The organism is Streptomyces sp. NPDC006879, from assembly GCF_042869595.1.
Lineage (GTDB): Bacteria > Actinomycetota > Actinomycetes > Streptomycetales > Streptomycetaceae > Streptomyces.
This window is the reverse complement of sequence record NZ_JBIAGC010000025.1, coordinates 1-23533: the sequence shown is the minus strand read 5'-3', so window position 1 is coordinate 23533 and position 23533 is coordinate 1. Positions and strand designations below refer to the sequence as shown.

Sequence of the window (23533 nt, the reverse complement as noted above, 5' to 3'; positions counted from 1 at the left end):
GGACTCTTTCGGGCGTGTGGTGGGGCTCAGGTGCGGGGTGCGGCGGCCAGTTGGCGGGATTGGGCGACCAGCCGGTCGGCGCTGTCCCAGACCTCCGCGTCCTCTTCGAGGAAGCCTCCGGCGAGGTTGCGGGTGGTGATGGAGATCCGCAGCGGGCCGGGCGCGGGGCGGCACCGGATGTGCGTGGTGAGTTCGACCGTCGGGGCCCAACCGAGGAGACCCATTTCGAAGGCGGTGGGCGGTAGGGCGTCTACCGCCAGCAGCAGGGAGATCGGATCGGCGTCGCGGCCGTCCGCCAGGCCGAACCAGGCCCGCATTTCGCCCTTGCCCGACGGGGCTCCGATCGCCCATCCCGCGGTGGCGGGGTCGAGGCGGAGGTCGAGCCGCTCGGTGATCTCGGAGCTACCGGGGATCGGCGCCGGCCCGTCCTCGCGGCCGAGGCAGTGGTCGTAGGGCGGGAGGGACGGAGCCGTGGCGGTGGTCCGAACGTCTGCGGGCAGGGAGTCGAGGTCGCCGTAGCGGGCGATGACGCGGATGCGTTCGACCTCTGCGCCGGAGTCGTCGTACTGGTAGAGGGAGGCCTGGCCGGTGGAGAGGGTGCGTCCGCTCTTGATGAGTTCGGTGCGCACGAGGGCGGGGCCCGCCGTGGAGGGGGTGAGGTAGTGGGCGGACACGGTGACGGGGTCCGGGTGCGGGAGGGCCTGTGAGAGCGCCCGACCTATGAGGGCGAGCAGGTAGCCGCCGTTGACCGCGGTGATGATCGTCCAGCCGGCGGAGAGTTCCGCGTCATAGACGCCGGGCTCGCCCGGTCGGGGGGTGACCGCCGTGTCGCGGTCGAACTCGCTGTCGCCGATGGCGGCCAGCGCGGTGAGTGCCTCTGCCTGTCCCATGGGCACCAATCTACCTCGCGGGGCTACTAAGCGGTAGCTTTTTGGCTGGCGGATGCTGTCCGGGAAGGCGGGATCGGGGTGGGTCCGTCGCACTGACCCGGCGTCGTGCGGGTGAGGGCACTCGGGCCGGTCCGGGGTGCGGGGTGCGGGGTGCGGCGGGCGAGAGTCCCTCGCTACACCGAAGCCTCGTCCTCCGCCACCGAGGAGCGACGGTTCCAGGCCCGCGGTGCCCGCCAGTGGTAGCGCATGGCCAACAGTCGGAAGCAGAAGGCGGCGACGACGGCGACGGTGCTGGTCACCCCGTCCAGCACGTCGAAGGCGATGAAAACGGCCACAAGACCCGCGCCGACGATGGCGGGCACCGCGTACATCTCGCGGTCCCGCAGCAACGAGGGCACCTCGTTGGCCAGGACGTCCCGGATCACGCCGCCGCCGACGGCCGTGGCCAGGCCCAGCGCGGCCGACTGGGGAAGCCCCAGCCCGTACTCGTAGGCCTTGGTGGTACCGGTCACACAGAACAGCCCGAGTCCCGCGGCGTCGAACACGTTGATGGTGGTGTTGATGCGCTGCACCTCGGGGTGCAGGAAGAAGACCAGCGTCGCGGCTACCAACGGGGTGATGAAGTACCCGAAGTCAGTGAAGGCGGCAGGCGGGACCGCTCCGATGATCAAGTCGCGGAACAGCCCCCCGCCCAACGCGGTGACCATGGCGAGCATCGCGATACCGAAGACGTCGAAGTTCTTGCGCACGGCCAGCAGCGCACCGGAGGTCGCGAAGACGAAGATGCCGATGATGTCCAGCGCATGCTGGACGGTTGGCGTGAAGAGGTCGGGGAGCACGCCCTCATTGTGCCGGGTGGCGACCCGCCGCTCCCCTGCCGCCCCGGGGGCGACGGGGGCGGCCACCGAGTGACCCGGCAGCGGGCGGCGTCCGTCCGGCACGGGAACGGACGGACACCTTCCGCTTCTTGGCTCTACTCCGCTGCGGGCGCCGGAGCCGCCGCCGCGGCGGGGGTGCCGGCCGCGTTCTCAGGGTGGTGGCAGGCGACCTGATGGCCCGGCTTGAGCGCCACCAGTGGCGGCTCCTGGGTCTTGCAGACCTCCGTGGCCTTCCAGCAACGCGTGTGGAAGCGGCAACCGCTGGGCGGCGAGATCGGCGAGGGGACGTCGCCCTTGAGCAGGATGCGCCCGCTCTTGACGCCCCGCCGCTTCGGGTCAGGAACCGGAACGGCGGACATCAGGGCGTTGGTGTACGGGTGCATCGGCGACTCGTACAGCGACTTGCGGTCCGTCAGCTCGACGATCTTGCCCAGGTACATCACCGCGATGCGGTCGGAGACGTGGCGGATGACCGACAGGTCGTGGGCGATGATCACGTAGGTCAGGCCCAGTTCGTCCTGGAGGTCGTCCATCAGGTTGACCACCTGGGCCTGGATGGAGACGTCCAGCGCCGAGACCGGCTCGTCCGCGACGACCAGCTTGGGCTTGAGCGCCAGCGCTCGGGCGATGCCGATGCGCTGGCGCTGGCCGCCGGAGAACTCGTGCGGGTAGCGGTTGTAGTGCTCCGGGTTCAGCCCCACCAGGGACAGCAGCCGCTGGACCTCCGCCTTGATCCCGCCCTCGGGTGTGACTCCCTGGAGTTTGAAGGGGGCCGAGATGATCGAACCCACGGTGTGCCGCGGGTTCAGGGAACCATAGGGGTCCTGGAAGATCATCTGGACGTCACGGCGCATCGGCCGCATCGCAGCGGTGCCCAGATGCGTGATGTCGTTGCCCTCGAACTCGATCTTTCCGCCGGTGGGCTCCATCAGGCGGGTGATCAGTCGACCCATGGTGGACTTGCCGCAGCCGGACTCACCGACCACGCCCAGCGTCTCACCCGGCAGGACCTCGAAGTCGAGGCCGTCCACGGCCTTGACCGCGCCCACCTGCCGGCGCAGCACCCCCTTGGTGATCGGGAAGTGCTTGGTCAGCCCGGTGACCTTCAGCAACGGCTCCGGAGAGGTGGTCGCCTGCTCAGGGATGGCGGCCGTCGCGGTCTCGTTCACATCGCTCACAGCTTCGGCGCAATCTCTTCGGTCCAGATCCGGGTCCGCTCCTCCTGCGCCATGTGGCAGGCGGACAAGTGCCGGTCGCCGACCTGGGTCAGCTCGGGGCGCTGTGTGCGACAGACGCCGCCCTTGGGCACGTCGACGTAGGGGCAGCGCGGGTGGAAGGCACAACCACTGGGGATGTTGATCAGGCTGGGCGGCGAGCCCTTGACCGGGATCAGCCGCTCCGTCTGGTCGCGGTCGATCCTCGGCATCGAACCGAGCAGGCCCCAGGTGTAGGGGTGCTGTGGTTCGTAGAACACCTTCTCGGAGGGACCGCGCTCCACGCATCGACCGCCGTACATGACGAGCAGGTCGTCGGCCATCTCGGCCACCACGCCCAGGTCGTGGGTGATCATGATGACGGCTGAGCCGAACTCCTTCTGCAGGTCCCGGATCAGGTCCAGGATCTGCGCCTGGACGGTGACGTCCAAGGCGGTGGTCGGCTCGTCGGCGATCAGCAGTTCGGGGTTGTTGACCAACGCCATCGCGATCATCGCGCGCTGACGCATGCCTCCCGAGAACTCGTGCGGGTAGTTGTCCACCCGCTTGTGCGGCTCGGGGATGCCGACCCTGTCCAGGAGCTCGACGGCGCGGTTGCGGGCCGTCTTCTTGTCCACCTTGTGGTGGACCCGGTAGGCCTCGGAGATCTGCTTGCCGATGGTGAAGTAGGGGTGCATGGCGCTCAGCGGGTCCTGGAAGATCATGGCGATCTCCCGGCCGCGGAGCTTGCGCACCTCGTCCTCGCTCGCGGAGAGCAACTCCTTGCCGTTCAGCCAGATCTCACCCGAGATGCGGGCCTTCTGTCGACCGTACTGGCCGACCCGGTGCAGACCCATGATGCCCAGGGAGGTCACCGACTTGCCGGAGCCGGACTCGCCCACGATGCCGAGGGTCTTGCCCTTCTCCAAGGTGAAGGACAGCCCGTCGACCGACTTGACCAGGCCGTCGTCGGTCGGGAAGTGGACCTGGAGGTCACGCACTTCGAGGAAGGCGGTCGAGGGGGCCGAGTCCACGACGGGTTCGCCAAGGGCGCCGGTCTTGGTCAGGTCGCTCATGACAGCCTCACTCGGGGGTCGATCACCGCGTACATCAGGTCCACGACGAGGTTGGCGGCCACGACGAAGAAGGCCGAGATCAAGGTGACGCCGAGGATGACCGGGAGGTCGTGCTCGCTGATCGCGCGGACCGCGTTGTAGCCGAGACCGTGCAGGGAGAAGGTGTACTCGGTCAGCACCGCGCCACCCATCAGTGCCCCGAGGTCGAGGCCGAGAACGGTGAGGATCGGCGTCATCGTGGAGCGCATGGCGTGCTTGGAGATGACCACGGGCTCGGTCAGGCCCTTGGCTCGGGCGGTGCGGATGTAGTCCTCGTTGAGGACCTCCAGCATCGTCGCGCGGGTGAGACGGGCGTACATCGCCGCGTAGAGGAAGGCGAGGGAGACCCAGGGCAGGACCATGCCGTTGAACCACTTGGCCGGGTCGTCGGCGAACTCGACGTCGGGCCGCCCGAACCAGCCGAGCTGGTCGGCGAAGAGCGCCAGCGCGAGCATGCCGGTGAAGTAGATGGGGAGGGACACACCGGCCAGGGCCACGCCCATGGCGGAGCGGTCCACGACCGTGCCGCGCTTGAGGGCGGAGGTGACACCGGTGGTGATGCCGCCGATGACCCAGAGGATCACCGCGCCGCCCGCGAGGGACAGTGTGACCGGCAGCCAGTCCAGCAGCAGCGGCCAGACCTCCTGCTCGGTCTTGAAGGAGTAGCCGAAGCAGGGTGCGGCGCAGTGCGTGACGTCGTTGCCGTTGGCGTACGTACGACCCGCCACCAGCCCGACGACGAACTTACCGAACTGGACGAGGATCGGGTCGTTGAGACCCATCTTCTGCCGGATGCCCTCGATGGAGGCCGGGTCGGACTGCTTCCCGATGAAGTAGAGAGCCGGGTCCGCACCGATCATCTTCGGGAACAGGAAGAAGATTCCGAAGGTCACCAGGGTGATGACCATCAGCATGACGACTACGGCGAAGATCCGCCGGATGAGATATGCAAGCACTGCGCTCGGCCTGGCTGCGACCTGGGGGCGCCCTCTTCTGGAGAGCGCCCCCGGGCCGTCGCCGCGGCCATCACCTGCCCTTCGTGCCTAGCGGGTGTGGCACTGGAACTGGAACTGACTGACTGGACTACTGCGGACTACTTGACGACGCCCAGGGAGGCGTAGTCGTAGCGGCCGTTGTAGGCGTCCGCGGTGTAGGTGTTGGTCAGCCGGCTGCTGCGCCAGGTGATCGTCTTGTCGTAGACGAACGGCAGGTACACGGCGGCCTCGGAGACCTTCATGTTCATCTGCTTGTAGATCTCGCCGGCCTTGTCGGGGTCCGTCTCGGCGATGGCGTCGTCGAACAGCTTGTTGATCGCCGGGTCGTTGAGCTCGGAGAAGTTGTTGTTGCCGCTCTGCAGGATGAAGCGGCCGTCGACCAGCGGCTGGGAGAAGCCCTGACCGGTCGGGAAGTCGGCGCCCCAACCCATGATGATGATGCCGTAGTTCTTGTCCTTGACGACCTTCGGCGAACCGATGATGCCGGAGGTCTGGGCACCGTCGAACTGGTCGACGGAGGCCTCGATGCCGACCTGCTTCAGGGCGTTCTGCAGCGAGACGGCGGTGGCGATCTCGACCGGCTTGTTGTTGCGCACCGCGATGGTGGTCTTGAAGCCTTCCGGCTTGCCGCAGGCCTTCAGGTGCTCCTTGGCCTTCTCGACGTTCGGGCCGCCGTCGTTCTTCAGGACCTCGTACGGGTCGTAGGCGCCGTCCGAGCCCTTGATGCCCAGCGGGAGCATGTTGGGGGCGATGTCTCCACCGGCCTGCGGGCCACCTCGGGCGGTCTGCAGGGACTTCTTGTCGGCCGCGTAGATGACCGCCTTGCGGCAGTCGATGTTGTCGAACGGCGCGACCGTCTGCGGGAAGACCGCGTAGCGGATGAAGCCGGTCTGGCCGTTGTCCAGGTTGGCCTTGTGGTCGCGCAGCGCGGTGGCGCGGGCCGCCTGGCCGATGCCGGTCGCGTTGATGTCGAGGTCGAAGTCCCCGTTGAGCAGGCGCTTGTCCATGTCGTCGGAGTTCGCCATGAACGTCACGGAGATGGTGTCCGGAAGAGCCTTGCGGATCGTGTCCGACTCCTTCTTCCAGTTGGTGTTGCGCGAGAGCTTCATGCTCTTGTTCGGCTCGTACGAGTCGATCTTGTACGGGCCGTTGGAGAAGGGCTTCAGGCCGTACTTGGCGGCGGTGTCCTTCTCGCGCTTGACCGGGGAAGCGGCCGGCATGGCCAGCATCTGCTCGAAGTCACCATTGGGCTTCGGGAGCTTGAAGATGATGGTCTTGTCGTCCGGGGTCTCGATGGCCTTCAGGCCGAGCTTCTCCGGGTCGGTGTCCTTGTAGGGACCCTTGTACTCGGTCTTCGGGTCGAGGACCTGCATCAGGTAGACGGGGCCACCGGCGATGACGTCCTGGGCCCAGGTGCGCTCGATGCCGTACTTGATGTCCTTGGAGGTGATCGGCGAGCCGTCCTCCCAGGTCACGCCGTCCTTCAGGGTGTACTTGTAGGTCTTGCCACCATCGGAGATCTCGGCGTTGGCGGTCGCGAGGTCCGGCACCAACTCGGTGCTGGCCTGGCCCGGCTCAGCCTTGAAGCTGACGAGCTGGCGGGTGTAGTAGCGGGCGAAGTCCCACATGAACCCGTAGTAGCCGCGCTGCGGGTCCCACGAGTCGGCATCCTGGGTACCGACGAACTTCAGCTCGCCACCCGACTTGTCCGAGGCGTTCGCGATCTTGCCGATGCCGGCGTTGAAGCCGGCTGCCGCGCCCGGCTTGCCCGAGTCGTCCGAGTCCTTGTCGCCGCCGCCACAGGCGGTCGCCGTCAACATGGCCGCGAGCACGACGGCGGTGCTGGCCGCCAGGCGCTTCGACGTGCGGTGGGTAGTCACGATGCTCGCAACCTCCGTTGTCCTTACGGTCCCTGATGGGCCGAGTTTTCCGATGGGTACTGTCTTTCCCAGAGGGGGCTGCTAGCGCGAGCCCTTCGGGTCGAGTGCGTCACGCACACCGTCGCCGAACAGGTTGAAGGCGAGAACGGTGATGAAGATCGCCATGCCCGGGAAGATCATGAAGAGCGGGTCGTCCTGGTAGGTCCGCGTCGCGGTGGCCAGGGTCTCGCCCCAGGACGGGGTCGGCGGCTTCACGCCGACACCCAGGAAGCTCAGGGCGGCTTCCGTCAGCACGTTGGTGGGGATCATCAGCGTCGTGTAGACGGTGATGGGCGCCACCAGGTTCGGCAGGAGCTCACGGAAGAGGATGTACGCCCGGCCGGCCCCCAGGCTGCGGGCCGCTTCGACGTACTCCCGCTCCCGCAAGGACAAGGTCTGACCGCGAACGATGCGTCCGATGTACGGCCAGCCGAAGAAGCCGATGACCAGCACCAGCACTGCGATGCGCAGGCCCGACCCCTCGAAGCCGAAGAGCTCGTTGGGCACCACCGAGACGAGCGCGATGATGAAGAGCAGCTGCGGGAAGGCCAGCAGCAGGTCCATCACCCGGCTGATCGCCGCGTCCACCCAGCCACCGAAGTAGCCGGCCATGATGCCGAAGACGGTGCCCAGGGTGACCGCCACGAAGGCGGAGAGGAAGGCGACCAGCAGGGAGATCCGCGCGCCGTAGACGATACGACTGAAGACGTCACGGCCGTTGACCGGCTCGACACCCAGCAGGAAGTCCTTGCTGATGCCGCCGTAGTCGCCGAGCGGAAGACCGAGCAGCGGGTCCAACAGGTCTTCGTGCAGGTCCTCCGGCGGATGCCCGAGGAGCTTCACGATCAGTGGTGCCAGGATCGCGACGAAGATCAGCAGGACCACCACGATTCCGCCGGCGAGCGCGACCTTGTCACGCTTGAGGCGGGTCCAGGCGATCTTCCACGGAGAGCGTCCCTCGATCGCCTTCTGCGGGAGGTCGGCGGCTACGTCGACAGCGGCGGCCTCGGCCTCGCTCGTGTCGTGCAGTGGTGCCGTCATCGTGGTGGGAGCCCCTCTCGGCCAGCGGTGGCTGGCCCATGCCCGCCGCTGTAGCGGCTTGGTTCACGTCGTGCTGCGAAGTAGCGAGTGCTGGAGAAGGACCGGCGTATTACCGCCAGGTCGTTGGATGCACGGAGTCTTCAACGCGGCTGTGATCAGCCGCCAGACCCGACGGGGAAAGGATGCGTATTCGTGATGTGAGCATGGGACTTCCGTTATCCGAACTCCCGTGTCGGCTCAGCGGAGCAAGGGCGGTCGTACGCGACACATGGGACATGCCACCCAACACCATTGCCGAGTAGGAGAATTGGCGGGCAGACGGACAGGGGCCGTACTGATCAAGGAATCAGTACGGCCCCTGGTGAAGGATCCACTCGCCACGCGAGGCGGCGGTCAGTACGCCCCGACGTGAGCCTCGCGGTCGTAGAACGGCCGGGCCTGGGCGCGCATCCACAGGGCGACCGGGTCGTGGTCGTCGGCCAGCGAAGCGGTGGAGACCGGCAAACCCGCCGGGACTGCCGAAACGGACTGGCGCATCATCTCGCGGGCCGCTTCCACCGAGCTGGGCGAGAGGTCGTAGAGGTCCAGGCCGACGGTGAGCTGGGCGTTGCCCACGGTGGGCTGCACCCAGGCGCGGCGCAGGGATCGAACGGCCGGGGTCTGGTGGGCGTTGCGGGTGAGCAGCGCGTAGAACTGGGGGATCTCCACGGCGGGCTCGCTGATCCGCAACGGGCCCGCCGGCATCCGGTCCAGGCCGGTGGCGATGCGGCGCAGATCGGCCCAGGGGACACCCACCCCGCCCCCCGCTGCGTGCGGATTGAGCCACAACCCCCAGCGCTCGGGATACAGGGTTCGGGCGATCTCACGCCCCGTCACCACCTCGCAGGAGCGGTTCCAGCCGCTGGCGGTCAACTCCTTGGGGGAGGTGATGCAGGGTGCGTACCCCTGCCCGCCCATCTCCATGGATCCGTACTGGGCGTCGGGCGCACCGGGCTGCCCGTGCCACAACAGCATCCACACCCGGCCGTCCGCCAAGGCGTGCAGCAGTGCTTCGTAGCTGTCGTAGCGCCCGGGCGTCACCTGGCGCAGCATCTCCTCGACCTGCCCGGCCGCGGCCTTGCCCGACGCGCTCACCCGTCTACCGCCCCTCATCATCCAGCCGACGCAATTGGGTCCAGCTTAAGCGGCGCCATCGACAACGCCCCGCCGCGCGGCGCGCCCGATCGGCCGTGTGCCGCGCACGGTCAGGCCAGGTAGAACGGACGCACTTGTTCCAGGAGCCAGTCCGCAACCGGGTCCTGAGCCACGTCCAGCAGCACCAGATTGACCGGCCACGGTGGCTGGATCCGGCCAAGGGCGCGCCCGAGAGCCTCCATCACGGCATCCGCGTCGCTGGACTCGCGTCCCGAGATCTGGACACCGATGAAGAGGACGGGCGTGTCGCCCTCGATGCTCGCCAGGCACCGGCGGGCGGTACTGACCGACGCACCGGTACGGAACTCCTCGGCCACGGCGGAGAGGAAGTCCGCCGGGTCCTCCTTCCAGTCCGGCTCCCACAGGCGCACCCGACCACCGGTGGCGGGCCCGTCCAGGGAGGTCCGGCCGGCGCGGCACAGCTCGGCGACGGCGGGAGGTGGCAGCGGAACCCCGATCACTCCCTCGGGATTGACCGCGATGCCCAGTTGGGGCGGCAGCCCACGGGCGAACTCCACCGCCGGCGCGACCGCGAACGGCATGTGGGCCCCGGCACAGTGGTCGAACTGGGCTTGAGAGCTGTAGACGGGTACGTAGGCCTCACCGCCGATGTCCATGGTGGGAAGGTCCAGTTTGGCGGCGTCCGGTGAGCCGCCGCTCGGCAGCGGAACCCAGACCTGGCTGCGCCCGAGCACCTCGATCAGACGTCCGCCGGCCGCCGGGTTACCCAGGGCCGCGGACAGGACCTCCTCCAATTCGTTCGCCGGCCAACCGCCCCCGGGCGCACCGGAGGCCTGCGTTGGGTACCCTCCGTGGCCCTCGCCTGCGAAGGTGGCGCCGCCCTGGCTGCCCTGGTCCATGCTCATCGAGGTCCTCTCCCCCACACCGCGCGTGCGCTGCGCACCCTACTAGGGCTGTCCCGTTACCTCCGGCGGGTGCCCGATGACAGCTACGGCGCCCCACCGCAGTGACAGATCACCCGAATACACCCCGGTATGGGGAGGCTCATCCGCCTTGCGGCGCACTACATCTGACGCCCGCGAGCCGCTCCCCCCGGGAATGACGGGACCGCCCTCAAGGGCCGAAGCCGATGCCGGTCAACTGCGTGGCCGAGGCACGGTCAAGGAGCACGGTGGAGGAGCAGCCTCGCGGGACGCGACCCGCTTCGGCGTCACCGAGCAGCCGGGTGACGGTGTGCCGGTGCCGGGCGAAGGCGTAGCGGGAGACCCCGCGCCCCCGCGCGGCCTGCCCGGAGAGCGCCTCGTCGGGGGTGACGTCGAGCAGCAGCAGGTGCAGGGACCGGCCGCGCCGGCGGGCCTCCCGGGCGAGGAGCCTGCGCACCCAGGTCTGGGTGCCGCAGTCGTGGACGACGACGCTCTTGCCGGAACGCAGGACGTGCCACAGGCCCGCGTAGTGGGCGAGACGTACCAGCGGCCGGTAGACGGCATAGGGCAGGAGCCCCGGCATCCGCGTTTCCCAACGCTCGCGGGTCTCCTGGGAGTCGACGGCGTGACCGGCGACGGCGCGGGAGATCAGGGTGCTCTTGCCGCTGCCGGGGAGGCCGGAGACGACCACCACGTCACCCCCCGCGAAGGTCAGCTGGCGCGGGCTGTCGGCGCCCCGACCGCGCAGGTCACGGACGGGTGTGGCGGACCTCAGTAGTTGAGGGGCGGTCGCCGACCGGGCCCGCAACGCCTCCCGGACGGCTCTGCCGGGCTGCGCCGGGACGGCTGCGGCGGCTGCGCCGTTCGGGCTCGTCGTCGCGAATGGTCCGGGTCTCCGCAAGGTGATCGCCTCCCAGTCAGGGCTGGTAGCCCCATGCCCACTGAGTGTAAAGAGACGGTAATCCAAGACAAACGGTTTCCGGTTCCATGCCGTCAAACGGAATCCGAGTTCGGCCCGACTCCCCCGCCCGGGCCGGTGCCGTGCAATGATGTGCGCGCCAACTGCATACCGGCCGCTTGAATCCGCGCGGGAGAGTTCCGGGCCACCGACACCAGGTGCCTCCGGACGCCGAAGGAGCAAGTACCTCCCTTGAATCTCTCAGGCCCCGTACCGCGCGGGCGAGGCACATCTGAAAAGCGAGCCGCTGCCGGCTCCACCCAAGGTGCAAGTCACTGTCGTACTCCTGTGCGCTCGTGACGAACCTCTCAGGTTCCGATGACAGATGGGGAGGATCGTCCTCAGTCACGCTTGCGGACCTGCCTTGGGAGCCACCCTTATGTCGACCACCCCCCGTCTGACCGCCCTCGATGCCCTGCATCGTTCGCTCGGTGCGACGATGACCGACTTCGCGGGCTGGGACATGCCCCTGCGGTACGGAAGCGAACGCGACGAGCACAACGCCGTGCGTACCCGGGCCGGCCTCTTCGACCTGTCGCACATGGGCGAGATCACCGTGACGGGCCCCGAGGCCGTCAAGGTCCTCGACTACGCGCTGGTCGGCAACATCGGCACCATCGGCGTGGGCCGCGCCCGCTACACGATGATCTGCCGGGAGGACGGCGGCATCCTGGACGACCTCATCGTCTACCGCCTCGGCGAGACCGAGTACATGGTCGTCGCGAACGCCTCCAACGCCCAGACCGTCCTCGACGCCGTCACCGAGCGGTCCGCCGGTTTCGACGCCGAGGTGCGCGACGACCGTGACGCCTACGCCCTGATCGCGATCCAGGGCCCGCAGTCCCCGGGCATCTTGAAGTCGGTCACCGATGCCGATCTCGACACTCTGAAGTACTACGCGGGTCTGCCCGGCACCGTTGCCGGCGTCCCCGCGCTGATCGCCCGGACCGGCTACACCGGCGAGGACGGCTTCGAACTGTTCGTCGCCCCCGAGCACGCCGAGGGCCTGTGGCGGGCCCTGACCGAGGCGGGCGAGGGCGCCGGCCTGATCCCCTGCGGCCTGTCCTGCCGTGACACGCTGCGCCTGGAAGCGGGCATGCCGCTGTACGGGCACGAGCTGACCACCTCCCTGACGCCGTTCGACGCGGGCCTTGGCCGGGTCGTGAAGTTCGAGAAGGAGGGCGACTTCGTGGGGCGCGGCGCCCTGGAGTCGGCCGCCGAGAGCGCCGCGGCCAAGGCGCCGCGCAAGCTGGTCGGCCTGATCGCCGAGGGCCGGCGCGTTCCGCGGGCCGGCTTCTCGGTGCTGGCCGGTGGTGAGGTCGTCGGCGAGGTCACTTCCGGAGCGCCGTCCCCGACGCTGGGCAAGCCGATCGCGATGGCCTACGTCGACGCGGAGCACGCCGCACCCGGCACCTCCGGCGTCGGCGTGGACATCCGAGGTACGCATGAGGTGTACGAGGTCGTCGCTCTGCCCTTCTACAAGCGGCAGAAGTGAGCGTGGCCCGTACCGGGCCCGCTCAGCGTACGCACCGCGGCGTGTGATCCGCCTCGCCCCGGCTCGTCTCACCCAGCAAGACCACCGTTCGTTCGCACTTCCCCGCATCCAGGAGAATCAGGTCATGAGCAACCCCCAGCAGCTGCGTTACAGCAAGGAGCACGAGTGGCTGTCGGTCGCCGAGGACGGCGTCGCGACGGTCGGCATCACGGAGTTCGCGGCCAACGCGCTCGGTGACGTCGTCTACGCCCAGCTTCCCGAGGTCGGCGACACCGTGACCGCAGGTGAGACCTGCGGCGAGCTGGAGTCGACCAAGTCCGTCAGCGACCTCTACTCCCCCGTCACCGGTGAGGTCGTCGAGGCCAACCAGGACGTCGTGGACGACCCGGCCCTGGTGAACACCGCCCCCTTCGTGGACGGCTGGCTGTTCAAGGTGCGCATCAGCGCAGAGCCGGCAGACCTGCTCTCCGAAGACGAGTACGCCAAGCTCACCTCCGGCAACTGATCACAGGGACCGCAATGTCTACCGACAAGTCGCTTCTCAACTCTTCCCTCCACGAGCTCGACCCGGACGTCGCCGCCGCCGTCGACGCCGAGCTCGACCGTCAGCAGTCGACCCTGGAAATGATCGCCTCGGAGAACTTCGCTCCGGTGGCCGTCATGGAGGCCCAGGGGTCGGTCCTGACCAACAAGTACGCCGAGGGCTACCCGGGCCGCCGCTACTACGGTGGCTGCGAGCACGTCGACGTGGTCGAGCAGATCGCGATCGACCGCATCAAGGCCCTGTTCGGCGCCGAGGCAGCCAACGTGCAGCCGCATTCGGGAGCACAGGCCAACGCCGCCGCGATGTTCGCGCTGCTGAAGCCGGGCGACACCATCATGGGCCTGAGCCTGGCTCACGGCGGTCACCTGACCCACGGCATGAAGATCAACTTCTCTGGCAAGCTCTACAACGTGGTCCCCTACCACGTGGACGAGACCGGCCAGGTGGACATGGCCGAGGTCGAGCGCCTCGCCAAGGAGTCCAAGCCGAAGCTGATCGTCGCCGGCTGGTCGGCCTACCCGCGTCAGCTGGACTTCGCGGCTTTCCGACGGATCGCCGATGAGGTCGGCGCGTACCTGATGGTGGACATGGCCCACTTCGCCGGCCTGGTGGCCGCGGGCCTGCACCCCAACCCGGTGCCGCATGCCCACGTCGTCACCACCACCACCCACAAGACCCTCGGCGGTCCCCGTGGCGGTGTCATCCTGTCCACGCAGGAACTGGCCAAGAAGATCAACTCCGCGGTCTTCCCGGGCCAGCAGGGCGGTCCGCTGGAGCACGTGATCGCGGCCAAGGCCGTCTCGTTCAAGGTCGCGGCCTCACCCGAGTTCAAGGAGCGCCAAGAGCGCACCCTGGCCGGCGCGAAGATCATCGCCGAGCGCCTGGTACAGCCGGACGTCACCGAGGTGGGCGTCTCCGTCCTCTCCGGCGGCACCGACGTGCACCTGGTTCTGGTCGACCTGCGCAACTCCGAGCTGGACGGTCAGCAGGCCGAGGACCGGCTCCACGAGATCGGCATCACGGTCAACCGCAACGCCATCCCCAACGACCCCCGGCCGCCGATGGTCACCTCCGGCCTGCGGATCGGCACGCCGGCCCTGGCCACCCGCGGTTTCGGCGCCGAGGACTTCGCCGAGGTCGCCGAGATCATCGCCGCCGCCCTCAAGCCCTCGTACGACGCCGAGGACCTCAAGGCCCGCGTCTCGGCCCTGGCCGCGAAGCACCCGCTGTACCCGTCGCTGTAGTCGACGGTCGAAGGGGCCCGGCCGCGTCACCACCTGGGGCCGGGCCCCTTCCTCATGCCCCACGGAGCCCCGCGGAGCCTTCGCGCCAGCTCCGGCGTGACCCTTTTGTTCAACTTCGACAGGACAGCCGTTCGCTCGTTCGCGCTACGCTCACCTGTCGGACAAATTCCGCACACATCCCATCCCGCACCTTCTGCCCCTCCCGCCCCACGAGCAGACAAGGGAGTCCGCCACCGTGGCCATCTCCGTATTCGATCTCTTCTCCATCGGCATCGGCCCGTCCAGCTCGCACACGGTGGGCCCGATGCGTGCCGCGCGGATGTTCGTCACCAGGCTGAAGAAGGAGGGGGTCCTCGCCCAGACCGCCTCCGTACGGGCCGAACTCTTCGGCTCCCTCGGCGCCACCGGTCACGGCCACGGCACTCCCAAGGCCGTCCTGCTCGGCCTGGAGGGCTACTCACCGCGCACCGTGGACGTGGAACGGGCTGACGAGGAGGTCGAGCGCATCCGCCGGACGGCCCGCCTGCGGCTGCTCGGAGCGGAAATAGGCGACACCCACGAGATCGACTTCGACGAGCCCAACCAGCTGGTCCTGCACCGCCGCCGGTCCCTGCCCTACCACGCGAACGGCATGACCCTCTTCGCCTACGACGAGGCCGGCACCCCCCTGCTGGAGAAGACCTACTACTCGGTCGGTGGCGGCTTCGTCGTCGACGAGGACGCGGTCGGCGAGGACCGGATCAAGCTCGACGACACCGTCTTGAAGTACCCCTTCCGCAGCGGCGACGAAATGCTGCGGCTGGCCTCCGAGACCGGCCTGTCGATCTCCTCGCTGATGCTGGAGAACGAGAAGGCCTGGCGGACGGAGGAGGAGATCCGCGAGGGGCTGCTGGAGATCTGGCGAGTCATGCAGGCCTGCGTGCAGCGGGGCCTGGCCCGTGAGGGCATCCTGCCCGGCGGGCTAAGGGTGCGGCGCCGTGCCGCGGCCACCGCACGGCAGCTGCGCACCGAGGGCGACCCGATGCTGCACCGCAGCGAGTGGACGACCATCTACGCGATGGCCGTGAACGAGGAGAACGCGGCCGGTGGTCGGGTGGTGACCGCCCCGACCAACGGCGCTGCCGGCGTCCTGCCCGCGGTCCTGCACTACTACGTGAACTTCGTCCCCGGCGCCGACGAGGACGGCGTGGTCCGCTTCCTCCTCGCCGCCGGCGCCATCGGCATGCTCTTCAAGGAGAACGCCTCCATTTCCGGCGCCGAGGTCGGCTGCCAGGGCGAGGTCGGATCGGCCTGCTCCATGGCGGCGGGAGCCCTGGCCGAGGTCATGGGCGGCACCCCCGAGCAGGTGGAGAACGCGGCCGAGATCGGCATGGAGCACAACCTCGGCCTGACCTGCGACCCGGTCGGCGGCCTGGTGCAGATCCCCTGCATCGAGCGCAACGGCATGGCGGCGGTCAAAGCCATCACCGCGGCCCGGATGGCGCTGCGCGGCGACGGCAGCCACAAGGTCTCCCTGGACAAGGTCATCAAGACCATGAAGGAGACCGGCGCCGACATGAAGGTCAAGTACAAGGAGACAGCGCGCGGCGGTCTCGCCGTCAACGTCATCGAGTGCTGACGGAGCTGGCCCCGACCAGCGCGGTCCGATCTCCAGCGCGGTCGGGGCCCGCCCCGTCCTGATCGGCCGGGTCGATTCCGTACCGGCTACCACTCGCGGCCCGTCACGAGAAGCCCGCGGGTCCAGCCCACCAGTTGACGCACGATGCCGGACGCCTGTGCGCTGCGCCGGCGCGAGAAGGGCAGCACCAAGAGCGCGGGCACGGAGGCGAGCGTCACGATGACCACGGGCACGAACGCGAGCGTCACCACGAGCACCCGACCCGACCAGCGGGCGCTCGCCAACAGGCACGGCAATTTGTCGATCATATGTCACGTTCCCTGCGCTAGCGGCTGATTGACGACCCCAGACTGGGGAATGCCGGATACGTTGCGACAGCTCGCACCGTTGCCAATGAGGTGCACCGCTCGCGGGAGGGGGCTCATGGCCGATCCAACGCGCCCACCAGCCGGTTCGTCCACGGTGGAACGCGGGGAAGTGCCTGAGGTTGCCGCGCTCGGCAACACGTTGACACGGCTCTTCAACACGCTCGGGATCTCCCAGCGCGGCTACGCGGCCCGCGTCCAACTGCACCACTCGATCGTTTCCCGGTATCTCGGCGGCCAACGGGTGGCTTCCCGGGACTTCGTCGAACGCCTCATCCAGGAGGCGCAGGAGCAGCTCGGTGCCCCGCTCAAGGAAGCGGCCAAGACCCGGGTCCGAGAGCAGCGGCTCGCGGCGGTTCGGGCCACGGACCCGGCCGAGTACGAGGTGGAGTTGGCGCGTCAGGAGGTCGCCCACGCCCGTCGCGCCATCGCCCGCCTGGAACGCGAGCAGGCGGCCCTGCACGAGCACATGGACCGCCTGGAGGCCGAACTGGCCGCCGTGACCGCCGAGCGGAAGCAGTTGGGCCACGACTGGGCCAGGGACCGGGCCGCCTCGCGGCACCGCGAGTTGGAGCTGCTCGCAGCCACAGCCGAGCACCGGCACATCCGCGAGACCCTTGAAGGGGAGCTCACCCGGGCACGGGCCGACCTCGCCGACGTGAACGCTCTGAAGACCGACGCGCAGGCACGCTGCCGCACGCTGGAGGACCGGGTGCTCGGGCTGGAGGAGGAACTCGCCGCCTTGCGAGCGGCTCGCGAGCAGGAAGCGGCCCCGGAGCGGCCCCTGTCTGTCTTGGAGCTGCTGGACCGGCTGTCCAGCCACCTCGTGGCCGGACGGCCGCGCGAGGTGACGAGGGCGCTGGAGGCAGCCGCATGGGAGCGGCCGGCGGACGAGTTGTTCCGCATCCTGGGATGGCTCGTCGTTGAGGCGCGGCACCGGGCGGACTGGTTGGTGGGCCTGGTGTGCGAGTACCGCTCCGTGGACACGGTGGCAGCGCTGGGCGAGCAACTGCCCGCGCTCGGGCGTGAGGTCGAGCTGGACCGCGAACTGCTCTCGGAGGCCGTCAGGGCCAGGACGCCCCAGGACCTGGCCCACCTGTACGCGCGGTGGGTCACGGCAGAGGACTGCGCCATGGGTGATGCACTGCTCGCCCGGGCTGTGTGGTCGGCGCGGGCGGTGGACCTGGTCGCCCTGCTGGGCCTCGTCGACGACGCGCCGGCGACCGAACGGGCCGTCCGGGAGACCGCCCGCCACGGGTTCCAGCCGCGTCGGCTGTTCGGGATCGCCCGTCGCCTGGCCGAGCAGGGGCGCGATTGCCTGGCCGCCGCGGTCCTCGCCGCGCTCGTCCACATCGCCGAGCGAGCGGTGGGCGGGGCTGGTGCGTTCCGCGAAGAGTTCGTCGTGCTGCTGCCGCACCAGCGCGCCGACCTGGCGGGTCGGATCCTCACGGCCGCCGCCCCGCTGTCGATGCTCCGGCTGCTCTACTCGCTCTACGACGTGCGGCAGGGCGAGGTCGTCGCCGACGAACTCATCGAGCGGGCAGCGGCCGAAGGGGCACTGCCCGCCCTGCTGGCCAACGCCCCGACCGCGTACCCCTCGGGCGAGCTGAGCAGCGCAGCGGAGCTGCGGGAGCTGTTGCGGACCTACCAGGAGCCCCTCGTCGGTGACGTCTGAGCCGTTGGGGCGCACGCGGGGAGCAGCCACGGGCAGGGCGCGGCTGGCGTCCGCGTGTTGGGGCACGATCCGGGACCTGGGCTGCGGAACAGGGTCCTTGGTCCCTGGCCCGGACCGGACAGCCCGTGCGAGGGTGGGGGCAGAGCTCAGACCAGCTCCCGGACGAGGGGCGCCGTACCCGGACACGACGACGGCGTCGAGGGAGCTGTTCGTCGTGGCGTGGATCGTTCTGATCGTCTCCGGGGTCCTCGAAGCCGTTTGGGCCACCGCACTGGGCAGGAGCGCCGGATTCAGCCGGCCGGTGCCCACCGCGGTCTTCGGCGTGGGCCTCGTGCTGAGCATGGCCGGGCTCGCCTACGCCCTGCGCACCCTGCCGATCGGTACCGGTTACGCGGTGTGGGTCGGCATCGGTGCGACGCTGACCGTGGCTTACGGGATGCTGTTCGGCGGCGAGAGCGTCTCGGCGGTGAAACTGGCACTGCTGGCCGGGATCGTGGGCTGTGTGATCGGGCTGAAGGCCCTGCACTGAAATCCCGTCCCCGCGACGGGAACCGTTGGGTTCCTCCGGGTGTCTCCGCGTATGACAATACTGTCCCCGTATCAGGGAGAATCGGGGAACGCCATGCCTCTGCGTCAACGTCAGCGCCTGGTGGCCGTCGCCACCGGCACCGCACTCACCCTGGGCGTGGGAATCGCCGTCCCGGCCGCCGCTTCGGCTGCGCCCGCGACCCAGACCCCACGCGTCGTCAACGCCCGTTGGGGCGGGCACTGCACGTACGACCGCCTGGTCATCGACATCAGGGGCTATGTCCCCACGGTGTCGGTGCGGCGGGTCAGCGAACTGCGATACGACGGGTCCGGCCGGAAGGTCCCGCTCGCGGGCCGCTACTTCCTGGAGATCCGTCTCAACCCCGCCCAGGCGCACAATGAGGCGGGCAAGTCCGTTTACCGGGGCCCCAAGCTGCAGAAGATCTACCTTCCCAAGCTCAAGGGCATCGCTCTGACCGGCGACTACGAGGCGTACGTGACCTTCGGAGCCGCCTTCAACACCAAGCCCACCTACAAGACGTTCAAGCTGCATGGGCCCGAGCGCGTGGTGCTCGACTTCAAGCACGCCAACGTCTGCTGAAGCACCTGCGGCCGGCGGGCCGGGACGGCGCACGCGCCCGTCCCGGCCCGCCGTTTGCGTGTGCCGGGCATCCGCTCGCCTCCGGCGAGCGGGCCCGCTCGGGCCAGAGGCCGGGGACCCCGCGAGGAGCACACGGCGATCGTTCGAACAGAACCGGGCCGGTCGCCCGAGGTCACCGGGAGGCGTGAACCCCGAGGGCCGACGTGCCTGCCGAGGGGACCACGGGCCGTGGATCGCGCGGGCCGTGGTCCCGGCCGCGCTCCGCTGCCCGAATTCGGGCCGGGTTGTGGCTCGCTGGGGTAGGCCATTAGGGTCGCAGGGCCTTGGTGTACGGGAAGACGGTGTGAAACCGGCGCGGCCCTCGCCACTGTGATCGGGAAGTCCGGCTCCACTCCTTCGGGAAGCCACTGGGCTGACGCGGGGAGTCCCACGCCGGCCCGGGAAGGCGGGGTCCGGGCATGAGTACCCGTGAGCCAGGAGACCGGCCGGGGCGCGTTGTCCATCCACGAGGTGCTGGAGAGGTCTCCCCCACTCATGCATATTGCCGAGGGGTTTCTACCCCCCTTGCACGCGGTCGCCTGGGGCGCCGCGTCCGCTCCCTTCGTCGTCCACGGCGTACGCTCCCTGACCCGCGAGGTCAAGGCGAACCCCGAGAGCACCCTGCTGCTCGGCGCTTCGGGGGCCTTCACGTTCGTTCTCTCCGCACTGAAGATCCCCTCGGTGACGGGCAGTTGCTCGCACCCCACCGGTACCGGGCTCGGAGCCATCCTCTTCCGGCCGCCGATCATGGCGGTGCTGGGCACGATCACCCTGCTGTTCCAGGCCCTGTTGTTGGCCCACGGCGGACTCACCACGCTGGGCGCGAACGTCTTCTCGATGGCCATCGCCGGCCCGTGGGCCGGGTACGCCGTCTACAAGCTGTTGCGGCGCTTCGAGGCCCCGCTGATGGTGTCGGTGTTCTTCGGCGCCTTCTTCGCCGACCTGGTCACCTACTGCGTCACCAGCGTGCAGCTGGCACTGGCCTTCCCGGACCCGGGCAGCGGCATCCCCGGGGCGCTCGCCAAGTTCGCCGGAATCTTCGCCGTCACCCAGATCCCACTGGCCGTCAGCGAGGGCCTGTTGACGGTACTGGTGATGCGGCTGCTCAGCCAGTCCAGCAAGAGCGACCTGATCCGGCTGGGCGTCCTGGCCCGAATCACCCCGAAGGCGCAGAAGCAGGAGGCCCCGGTCCGATGAGCCGGAACGCGAAGATCAACACTGTGCTGCTGCTCCTGGTGGCGGCCTTGGCCGTACTGCCCCTCGCGCTGGGGCTCGGCGACGGCAAGGAGGAGCCGTTCACCGGCGCGGACGCGCAGGCGGAGGTGGCCATCACCGAGCTGAAGCCCGACTACGAACCCTGGTTCTCCCCCCTGTACGAGCCGCCCTCGGGTGAGATCGAGTCCGCCCTGTTCGCCCTCCAGGCGGCACTCGGCGCGGGCGTACTGGCCTACTACTTCGGGGTGCGGCGTGGCCGCCGCCAGGGTGAGGCCGCGGCGGCGCGGGCGGGCGAGACCGGGCCCACCGTGAGCTCCGCACGGTAGCGGCCGGTGCTGCCGATCGATGTGGCGGCGCACGGCAACCGCTGGCGCCGCCGCCATCCACTGGAGAAGGCGGTCCTCGGTCTCGGGCTCACCGGGTCGGCGGTCGCGTTGCCACCCTGGCCGGGCTCGGTGCTGGTGGGCGCGGCCACCGTGGCGATCCTGTTGGGGCCAGCCGGGGTGACGTGGCGTCAACTGTGGCGCGCGTACCGGATCCCACTCGGATTCTGTTTCACCGGGGCACTGCCGCTGCTGGTGCAGCTGGGAGGCCAGGAAGGATTCCTGGCACTGGCACCTGGGGGCCCTCGGTTGGCCGCGGAGCTGCTACTGCGCACCTCGGCCGCCTCCTTGGGGGTGCTGTTGTTCGCCTTCACCACACCCGTGTCCGACGTGCTGCCGCGGCTGATCCGGGCCGGGGTGCCGGCCCCGGTGGTGGCGGTGGCGCTCGTCATGTACCGCATCGGCTTCCTGTTGTTGGACTCGGTCGCCCAGATCCGGCAGGCGCAGGCCGCTCGGTTGGGGCACACCAGCCGGGCGGCGGCCTGGCGTTCGCTCGCCGGACTGGCAGCGACCGCCTTCGTCCGGGCCTTCGACCGGGCTTCGCGTTTGGAGGCCGGGCTGGCCGGGCGGGGCTACGACGGCACGATGCGGGTGCTGGTGCCGTCCACGGTGTTGTCCTGGCCGTTCCTGGCGGCGACCGGAGTGCTGTTGACCTCGTTGAGCGCCACCACGCTCGTACTGGAAGGGCTGGTGCTGTGACCTGCGGACCGATCGTCGAACTCCTCGATGTGTCCTACGCCTACGAAGACGGCCCCGCGGTGCTCCACCGGGTGGACTTCGCGATCCGTGAGGGCCGCTCGCTGGCGCTGTTGGGCCGCAACGGCGGTGGGAAGACGACGCTGTTGCGGCTGCTGAGCGGCGGGCTCCGGCCGGACTCGGGCGAGGTGCTGCTCGCCGGGGAGCCGGTGCGCTACGGCCGCAAGGGACTGACCGGGCTCCGGACCTCGGTGCAGCTGGTGGTGCAGGATCCGGACGATCAGCTGTTCGCCGCTTCGGTGGGCCAGGACGTGTCCTTCGGGCCGATGAACCTCGGTCTGACCCAGGAGGCGGTCCGGGAGCGGGTGGACGAGGCCCTCGCGGCCCTGGACATCACGGCCCTTCGGGACCGCCCGACGCATCTGCTCTCCTACGGGCAGCGCAAGCGGGCAGCGATCGCCGGTGCGGTCGCGATGCGCCCACGGGTGCTGATCCTGGACGAGCCGACCGCGGGTTTGGATCCACACGGGCAGGAAAGGTTGTTGGAGGTCCTCGCCCGGCTTGGCCGGTGGGGCACCACGGTGGTGATGGCCACCCACGACGTGGATCTGGCGCTGCGTTGGGCCGATGACGCGGCGGTACTGGCCCCCGACGGCCTGCGGTGCGGGCCGGTCACCGAACTCCTCTCGGACGCAACGCTGTTGGACGCGGCCCGGCTGCGGAGGCCGTGGGCGACCGCGGTGGCCGCGCTCCTGCGGGAACAGGGACTGCTGGGAGAGCGGGAACGGGGACCGCGCACCGCGGAGGAACTCGATGCCTGGTCGACCTGCGGGTCCGGGGCGACAGACCGGTAGGGTGCTCGCCGGCTGGCCTTCGGGCACGTGCCGCCCGGGGCGGCCGGGCAGCTCGGCGGCGCTCCCTAGGATGGCGGCATGTCCCTCCCGCACGCGATCCTCACCGCTCTCCTGGAGAAGCCCTCCTCCGGTCTGGAGCTGACCCGCCGCTTCGACCGGTCCATCGGGTACTTCTGGTCCGCCACGCACCAGCAGATCTACCGGGAACTGGGGAAACTGGAGACCGCCGGGCTGATCCGCGCCCTGCCCTCCCAGGTCCCCACCCGCGGGCAGAAGAAGCAGTTCGAGGTGCTGTCGGCGGGCCGGGCCGAACTGGTCCGCTGGGTCGGCGAGAGCCAGGACCCCAAGCCCATGCGCGATCCGCTCCTGCTGCGCCTTCGGGCCGCTGGGGTCGTCGGCACCGGCGGCCCAGGCGGCCTGGAGGCAGAGCTGCGGCGGCACCTGGAACTACACCGGGTCCAACTCGCCGAATACCGGGCCATCGAGGAACGGGACTTCCCGCCGGGCAGGGACTCCGAGGCCGACCGGCTCCGGCGGATCGTGCTACGTGGCGGGATCGCCCTGGAGTCCTTCTGGCTGCACTGGCTCGCCGAGGCGCTGCCGGAGGTCGAGTCCCTGTCGGCGCACGCGGGCGACAACGCGCCGAGGGCGCCAGCCGAGGGCGCGGAGGGAGACGAACGGCCCGGCTCCTGAGGCAGAACCCTCGGGCCGGGCCGTCGGATGCGCGGGGCCTTCAGATCTTCTTCGCCGCGGCGAAGAACTCCTCGAAGGTGACGACGCCATCGCCGTTGGCGTCCTTGGCGGCGAGCACGGCTTCGGCCACCGGGCCGGTGACGAACGGGTCACCCATCTCGGCCATGACCCGCTTGAACTCCTCGACACTGATGTGGCCGTCGCCGTTCAGGTCGTACCGGGCAAAGGTCGCGCGCGCCGCGTCGTTGTCGATGTCCGCCACTGGATCCACCCCTTCATGGTGCTTGTTGACCGGGCAAGGTTAGCGCCCGCCGCACCACGCCGGCGGGAGCCCGCACGGTCCCACCCGGCAGGAGCCACCCCGCGAGAAGCCCGTATTCAGCCGGTGTCCATCTGGAAATCAGCCCCCCATGGGCCGGAATTAGTGGGTGTCTCACGTGGCGAGTTTCGCGAGCTTCTTGTAGCAGGTCAGGGCGGCTGCGAGGCCGAGGAAGGCGAGGAAGTGGGAGCCCTTGC

24 protein-coding genes and 3 riboswitches are annotated in these 23533 nt (G+C 69.4%); of the genes, 12 read left to right on the top strand and 12 right to left on the bottom strand.

Annotated elements, in window-relative coordinates:
* Positions 1-26 precede the first annotated feature (26 nt).
* The 10 genes from ACFYMC_RS19195 to ACFYMC_RS19150 form a co-directional block, all read right to left on the bottom strand.
* The gene (locus ACFYMC_RS19195; protein ID WP_388526429.1) at positions 27-890 is read right to left on the bottom strand and encodes a thioesterase family protein; all 864 of its coding nucleotides are present in this window, start codon (positions 888-890) and stop codon (positions 27-29) included.
* Between the two features lie 173 nt (positions 891-1063).
* Complete coding sequence (locus tag ACFYMC_RS19190) at positions 1064-1729, bottom strand: trimeric intracellular cation channel family protein (protein ID WP_388526566.1); 666 nt, start codon at positions 1727-1729, stop codon at positions 1064-1066.
* A 134-nt stretch (positions 1730-1863) separates the two neighbouring features.
* The gene (locus ACFYMC_RS19185; protein WP_388526426.1) at positions 1864-2946 is read right to left on the bottom strand and encodes an ABC transporter ATP-binding protein; all 1083 of its coding nucleotides are present in this window, start codon (positions 2944-2946) and stop codon (positions 1864-1866) included.
* Positions 2943-4037: an ABC transporter ATP-binding protein gene (locus ACFYMC_RS19180; protein ID WP_388526424.1), complete on the bottom strand. Its 1095-nt coding sequence runs from the start codon at positions 4035-4037 to the stop codon at positions 2943-2945. Before ACFYMC_RS19180 ends, ACFYMC_RS19185 begins: the two co-directional genes overlap by 4 nt.
* Entirely contained in the window at positions 4034-5032 is a 999-nt protein-coding gene (locus ACFYMC_RS19175) for an ABC transporter permease (RefSeq protein WP_388526421.1), read from the bottom strand. Before ACFYMC_RS19175 ends, ACFYMC_RS19180 begins: the two co-directional genes overlap by 4 nt.
* A gap of 137 nt (positions 5033-5169) precedes the next feature.
* Positions 5170-6951 (bottom strand): ABC transporter substrate-binding protein, encoded by a 1782-nt coding sequence (locus ACFYMC_RS19170; protein ID WP_388526418.1) that lies wholly within the window; start codon positions 6949-6951, stop codon positions 5170-5172.
* 81 nt (positions 6952-7032) lie between these two features.
* Positions 7033-8031 carry an ABC transporter permease gene (locus ACFYMC_RS19165; protein WP_388526415.1) on the bottom strand — a complete coding sequence of 333 codons (999 nt, stop codon included), beginning with the start codon at positions 8029-8031 and terminating at the stop codon, positions 7033-7035.
* A 393-nt stretch (positions 8032-8424) separates the two neighbouring features.
* Complete coding sequence (locus ACFYMC_RS19160) at positions 8425-9165, bottom strand: enhanced serine sensitivity protein SseB C-terminal domain-containing protein (protein WP_388526412.1); 741 nt, start codon at positions 9163-9165, stop codon at positions 8425-8427.
* 110 nt (positions 9166-9275) lie between these two features.
* Positions 9276-10085, bottom strand: a complete 810-nt coding sequence (locus ACFYMC_RS19155; RefSeq protein ID WP_388526563.1) for an enhanced serine sensitivity protein SseB — start codon at positions 10083-10085, stop codon at positions 9276-9278.
* Positions 10086-10299: 214 nt separating this feature from the next.
* Positions 10300-11016, bottom strand: a complete 717-nt coding sequence (locus tag ACFYMC_RS19150; protein WP_388526561.1) for an AAA family ATPase — start codon at positions 11014-11016, stop codon at positions 10300-10302.
* Positions 11017-11187: 171 nt separating this feature from the next.
* Positions 11188-11293, top strand: a riboswitch (glycine riboswitch).
* Between the two features lie 153 nt (positions 11294-11446).
* Between ACFYMC_RS19150 and gcvT the strand changes: the two genes are divergently transcribed.
* The 4 genes from gcvT (at position 11447) to ACFYMC_RS19130 (ending at position 15968) form a co-directional block, all read left to right on the top strand.
* Entirely contained in the window at positions 11447-12562 is a 1116-nt protein-coding gene (gene gcvT / locus ACFYMC_RS19145) for a glycine cleavage system aminomethyltransferase GcvT (protein WP_388526409.1), read from the top strand.
* A gap of 124 nt (positions 12563-12686) precedes the next feature.
* Positions 12687-13067 (top strand): glycine cleavage system protein GcvH, encoded by a 381-nt coding sequence (gene gcvH / locus ACFYMC_RS19140; RefSeq protein WP_388526406.1) that lies wholly within the window; start codon positions 12687-12689, stop codon positions 13065-13067.
* Positions 13068-13081: 14 nt separating this feature from the next.
* A complete protein-coding gene (gene glyA / locus ACFYMC_RS19135; protein WP_388526403.1) occupies positions 13082-14350 on the top strand; it encodes a serine hydroxymethyltransferase in 1269 nt (422 codons plus the stop codon).
* A 235-nt stretch (positions 14351-14585) separates the two neighbouring features.
* Entirely contained in the window at positions 14586-15968 is a 1383-nt protein-coding gene (locus tag ACFYMC_RS19130; protein ID WP_388526400.1) for an L-serine ammonia-lyase, read from the top strand.
* Between the two features lie 86 nt (positions 15969-16054).
* Here the strand turns inward: ACFYMC_RS19130 and ACFYMC_RS19125 are convergent, their stop codons facing one another.
* A complete protein-coding gene (locus tag ACFYMC_RS19125; protein WP_388526397.1) occupies positions 16055-16276 on the bottom strand; it encodes a hypothetical protein in 222 nt (73 codons plus the stop codon).
* 115 nt (positions 16277-16391) lie between these two features.
* On the opposite strand from ACFYMC_RS19125, the gene ACFYMC_RS19120 reads away from it, so the two are divergent.
* The 8 genes from ACFYMC_RS19120 (at position 16392) to ACFYMC_RS19085 (ending at position 23017) form a co-directional block, all read left to right on the top strand.
* Positions 16392-18008, top strand: a complete 1617-nt coding sequence (locus tag ACFYMC_RS19120) for a hypothetical protein (protein WP_388526394.1) — start codon at positions 16392-16394, stop codon at positions 18006-18008.
* Between the two features lie 139 nt (positions 18009-18147).
* Positions 18148-18208: riboswitch (guanidine-III (ykkC-III) riboswitch) on the top strand.
* Positions 18209-18222: 14 nt separating this feature from the next.
* Complete coding sequence (locus ACFYMC_RS19115; RefSeq protein ID WP_388526391.1) at positions 18223-18537, top strand: DMT family transporter; 315 nt, start codon at positions 18223-18225, stop codon at positions 18535-18537.
* A gap of 93 nt (positions 18538-18630) precedes the next feature.
* Positions 18631-19137 carry a hypothetical protein gene (locus ACFYMC_RS19110; protein ID WP_388526388.1) on the top strand — a complete coding sequence of 169 codons (507 nt, stop codon included), beginning with the start codon at positions 18631-18633 and terminating at the stop codon, positions 19135-19137.
* Positions 19138-19444: 307 nt separating this feature from the next.
* Positions 19445-19642: riboswitch (cobalamin riboswitch) on the top strand.
* A 29-nt stretch (positions 19643-19671) separates the two neighbouring features.
* Positions 19672-20373: an energy-coupling factor ABC transporter permease gene (locus ACFYMC_RS19105; RefSeq protein ID WP_388526558.1), complete on the top strand. Its 702-nt coding sequence runs from the start codon at positions 19672-19674 to the stop codon at positions 20371-20373.
* Positions 20370-20717, top strand: coding sequence for an energy-coupling factor ABC transporter substrate-binding protein (locus tag ACFYMC_RS19100; RefSeq protein ID WP_388526385.1), 348 nt, complete (start codon positions 20370-20372; stop codon positions 20715-20717). The genes ACFYMC_RS19105 and ACFYMC_RS19100 overlap by 4 nt, the downstream gene beginning before the upstream one ends.
* 6 nt (positions 20718-20723) lie before the next feature.
* Complete coding sequence (gene cbiQ, locus ACFYMC_RS19095; RefSeq protein ID WP_388526382.1) at positions 20724-21473, top strand: cobalt ECF transporter T component CbiQ; 750 nt, start codon at positions 20724-20726, stop codon at positions 21471-21473.
* Positions 21470-22324 (top strand): energy-coupling factor ABC transporter ATP-binding protein, encoded by an 855-nt coding sequence (locus ACFYMC_RS19090; RefSeq protein ID WP_388526379.1) that lies wholly within the window; start codon positions 21470-21472, stop codon positions 22322-22324. The genes cbiQ and ACFYMC_RS19090 overlap by 4 nt, the downstream gene beginning before the upstream one ends.
* Before the next feature lie 78 nt (positions 22325-22402).
* Positions 22403-23017, top strand: coding sequence for a PadR family transcriptional regulator (locus ACFYMC_RS19085; RefSeq protein WP_388526377.1), 615 nt, complete (start codon positions 22403-22405; stop codon positions 23015-23017).
* 40 nt (positions 23018-23057) lie between these two features.
* Here the strand turns inward: ACFYMC_RS19085 and ACFYMC_RS19080 are convergent, their stop codons facing one another.
* Positions 23058-23288, bottom strand: a complete 231-nt coding sequence (locus ACFYMC_RS19080) for an EF-hand domain-containing protein (RefSeq protein ID WP_388526374.1) — start codon at positions 23286-23288, stop codon at positions 23058-23060.
* Positions 23289-23533: the final 245 nt, after the last annotated feature.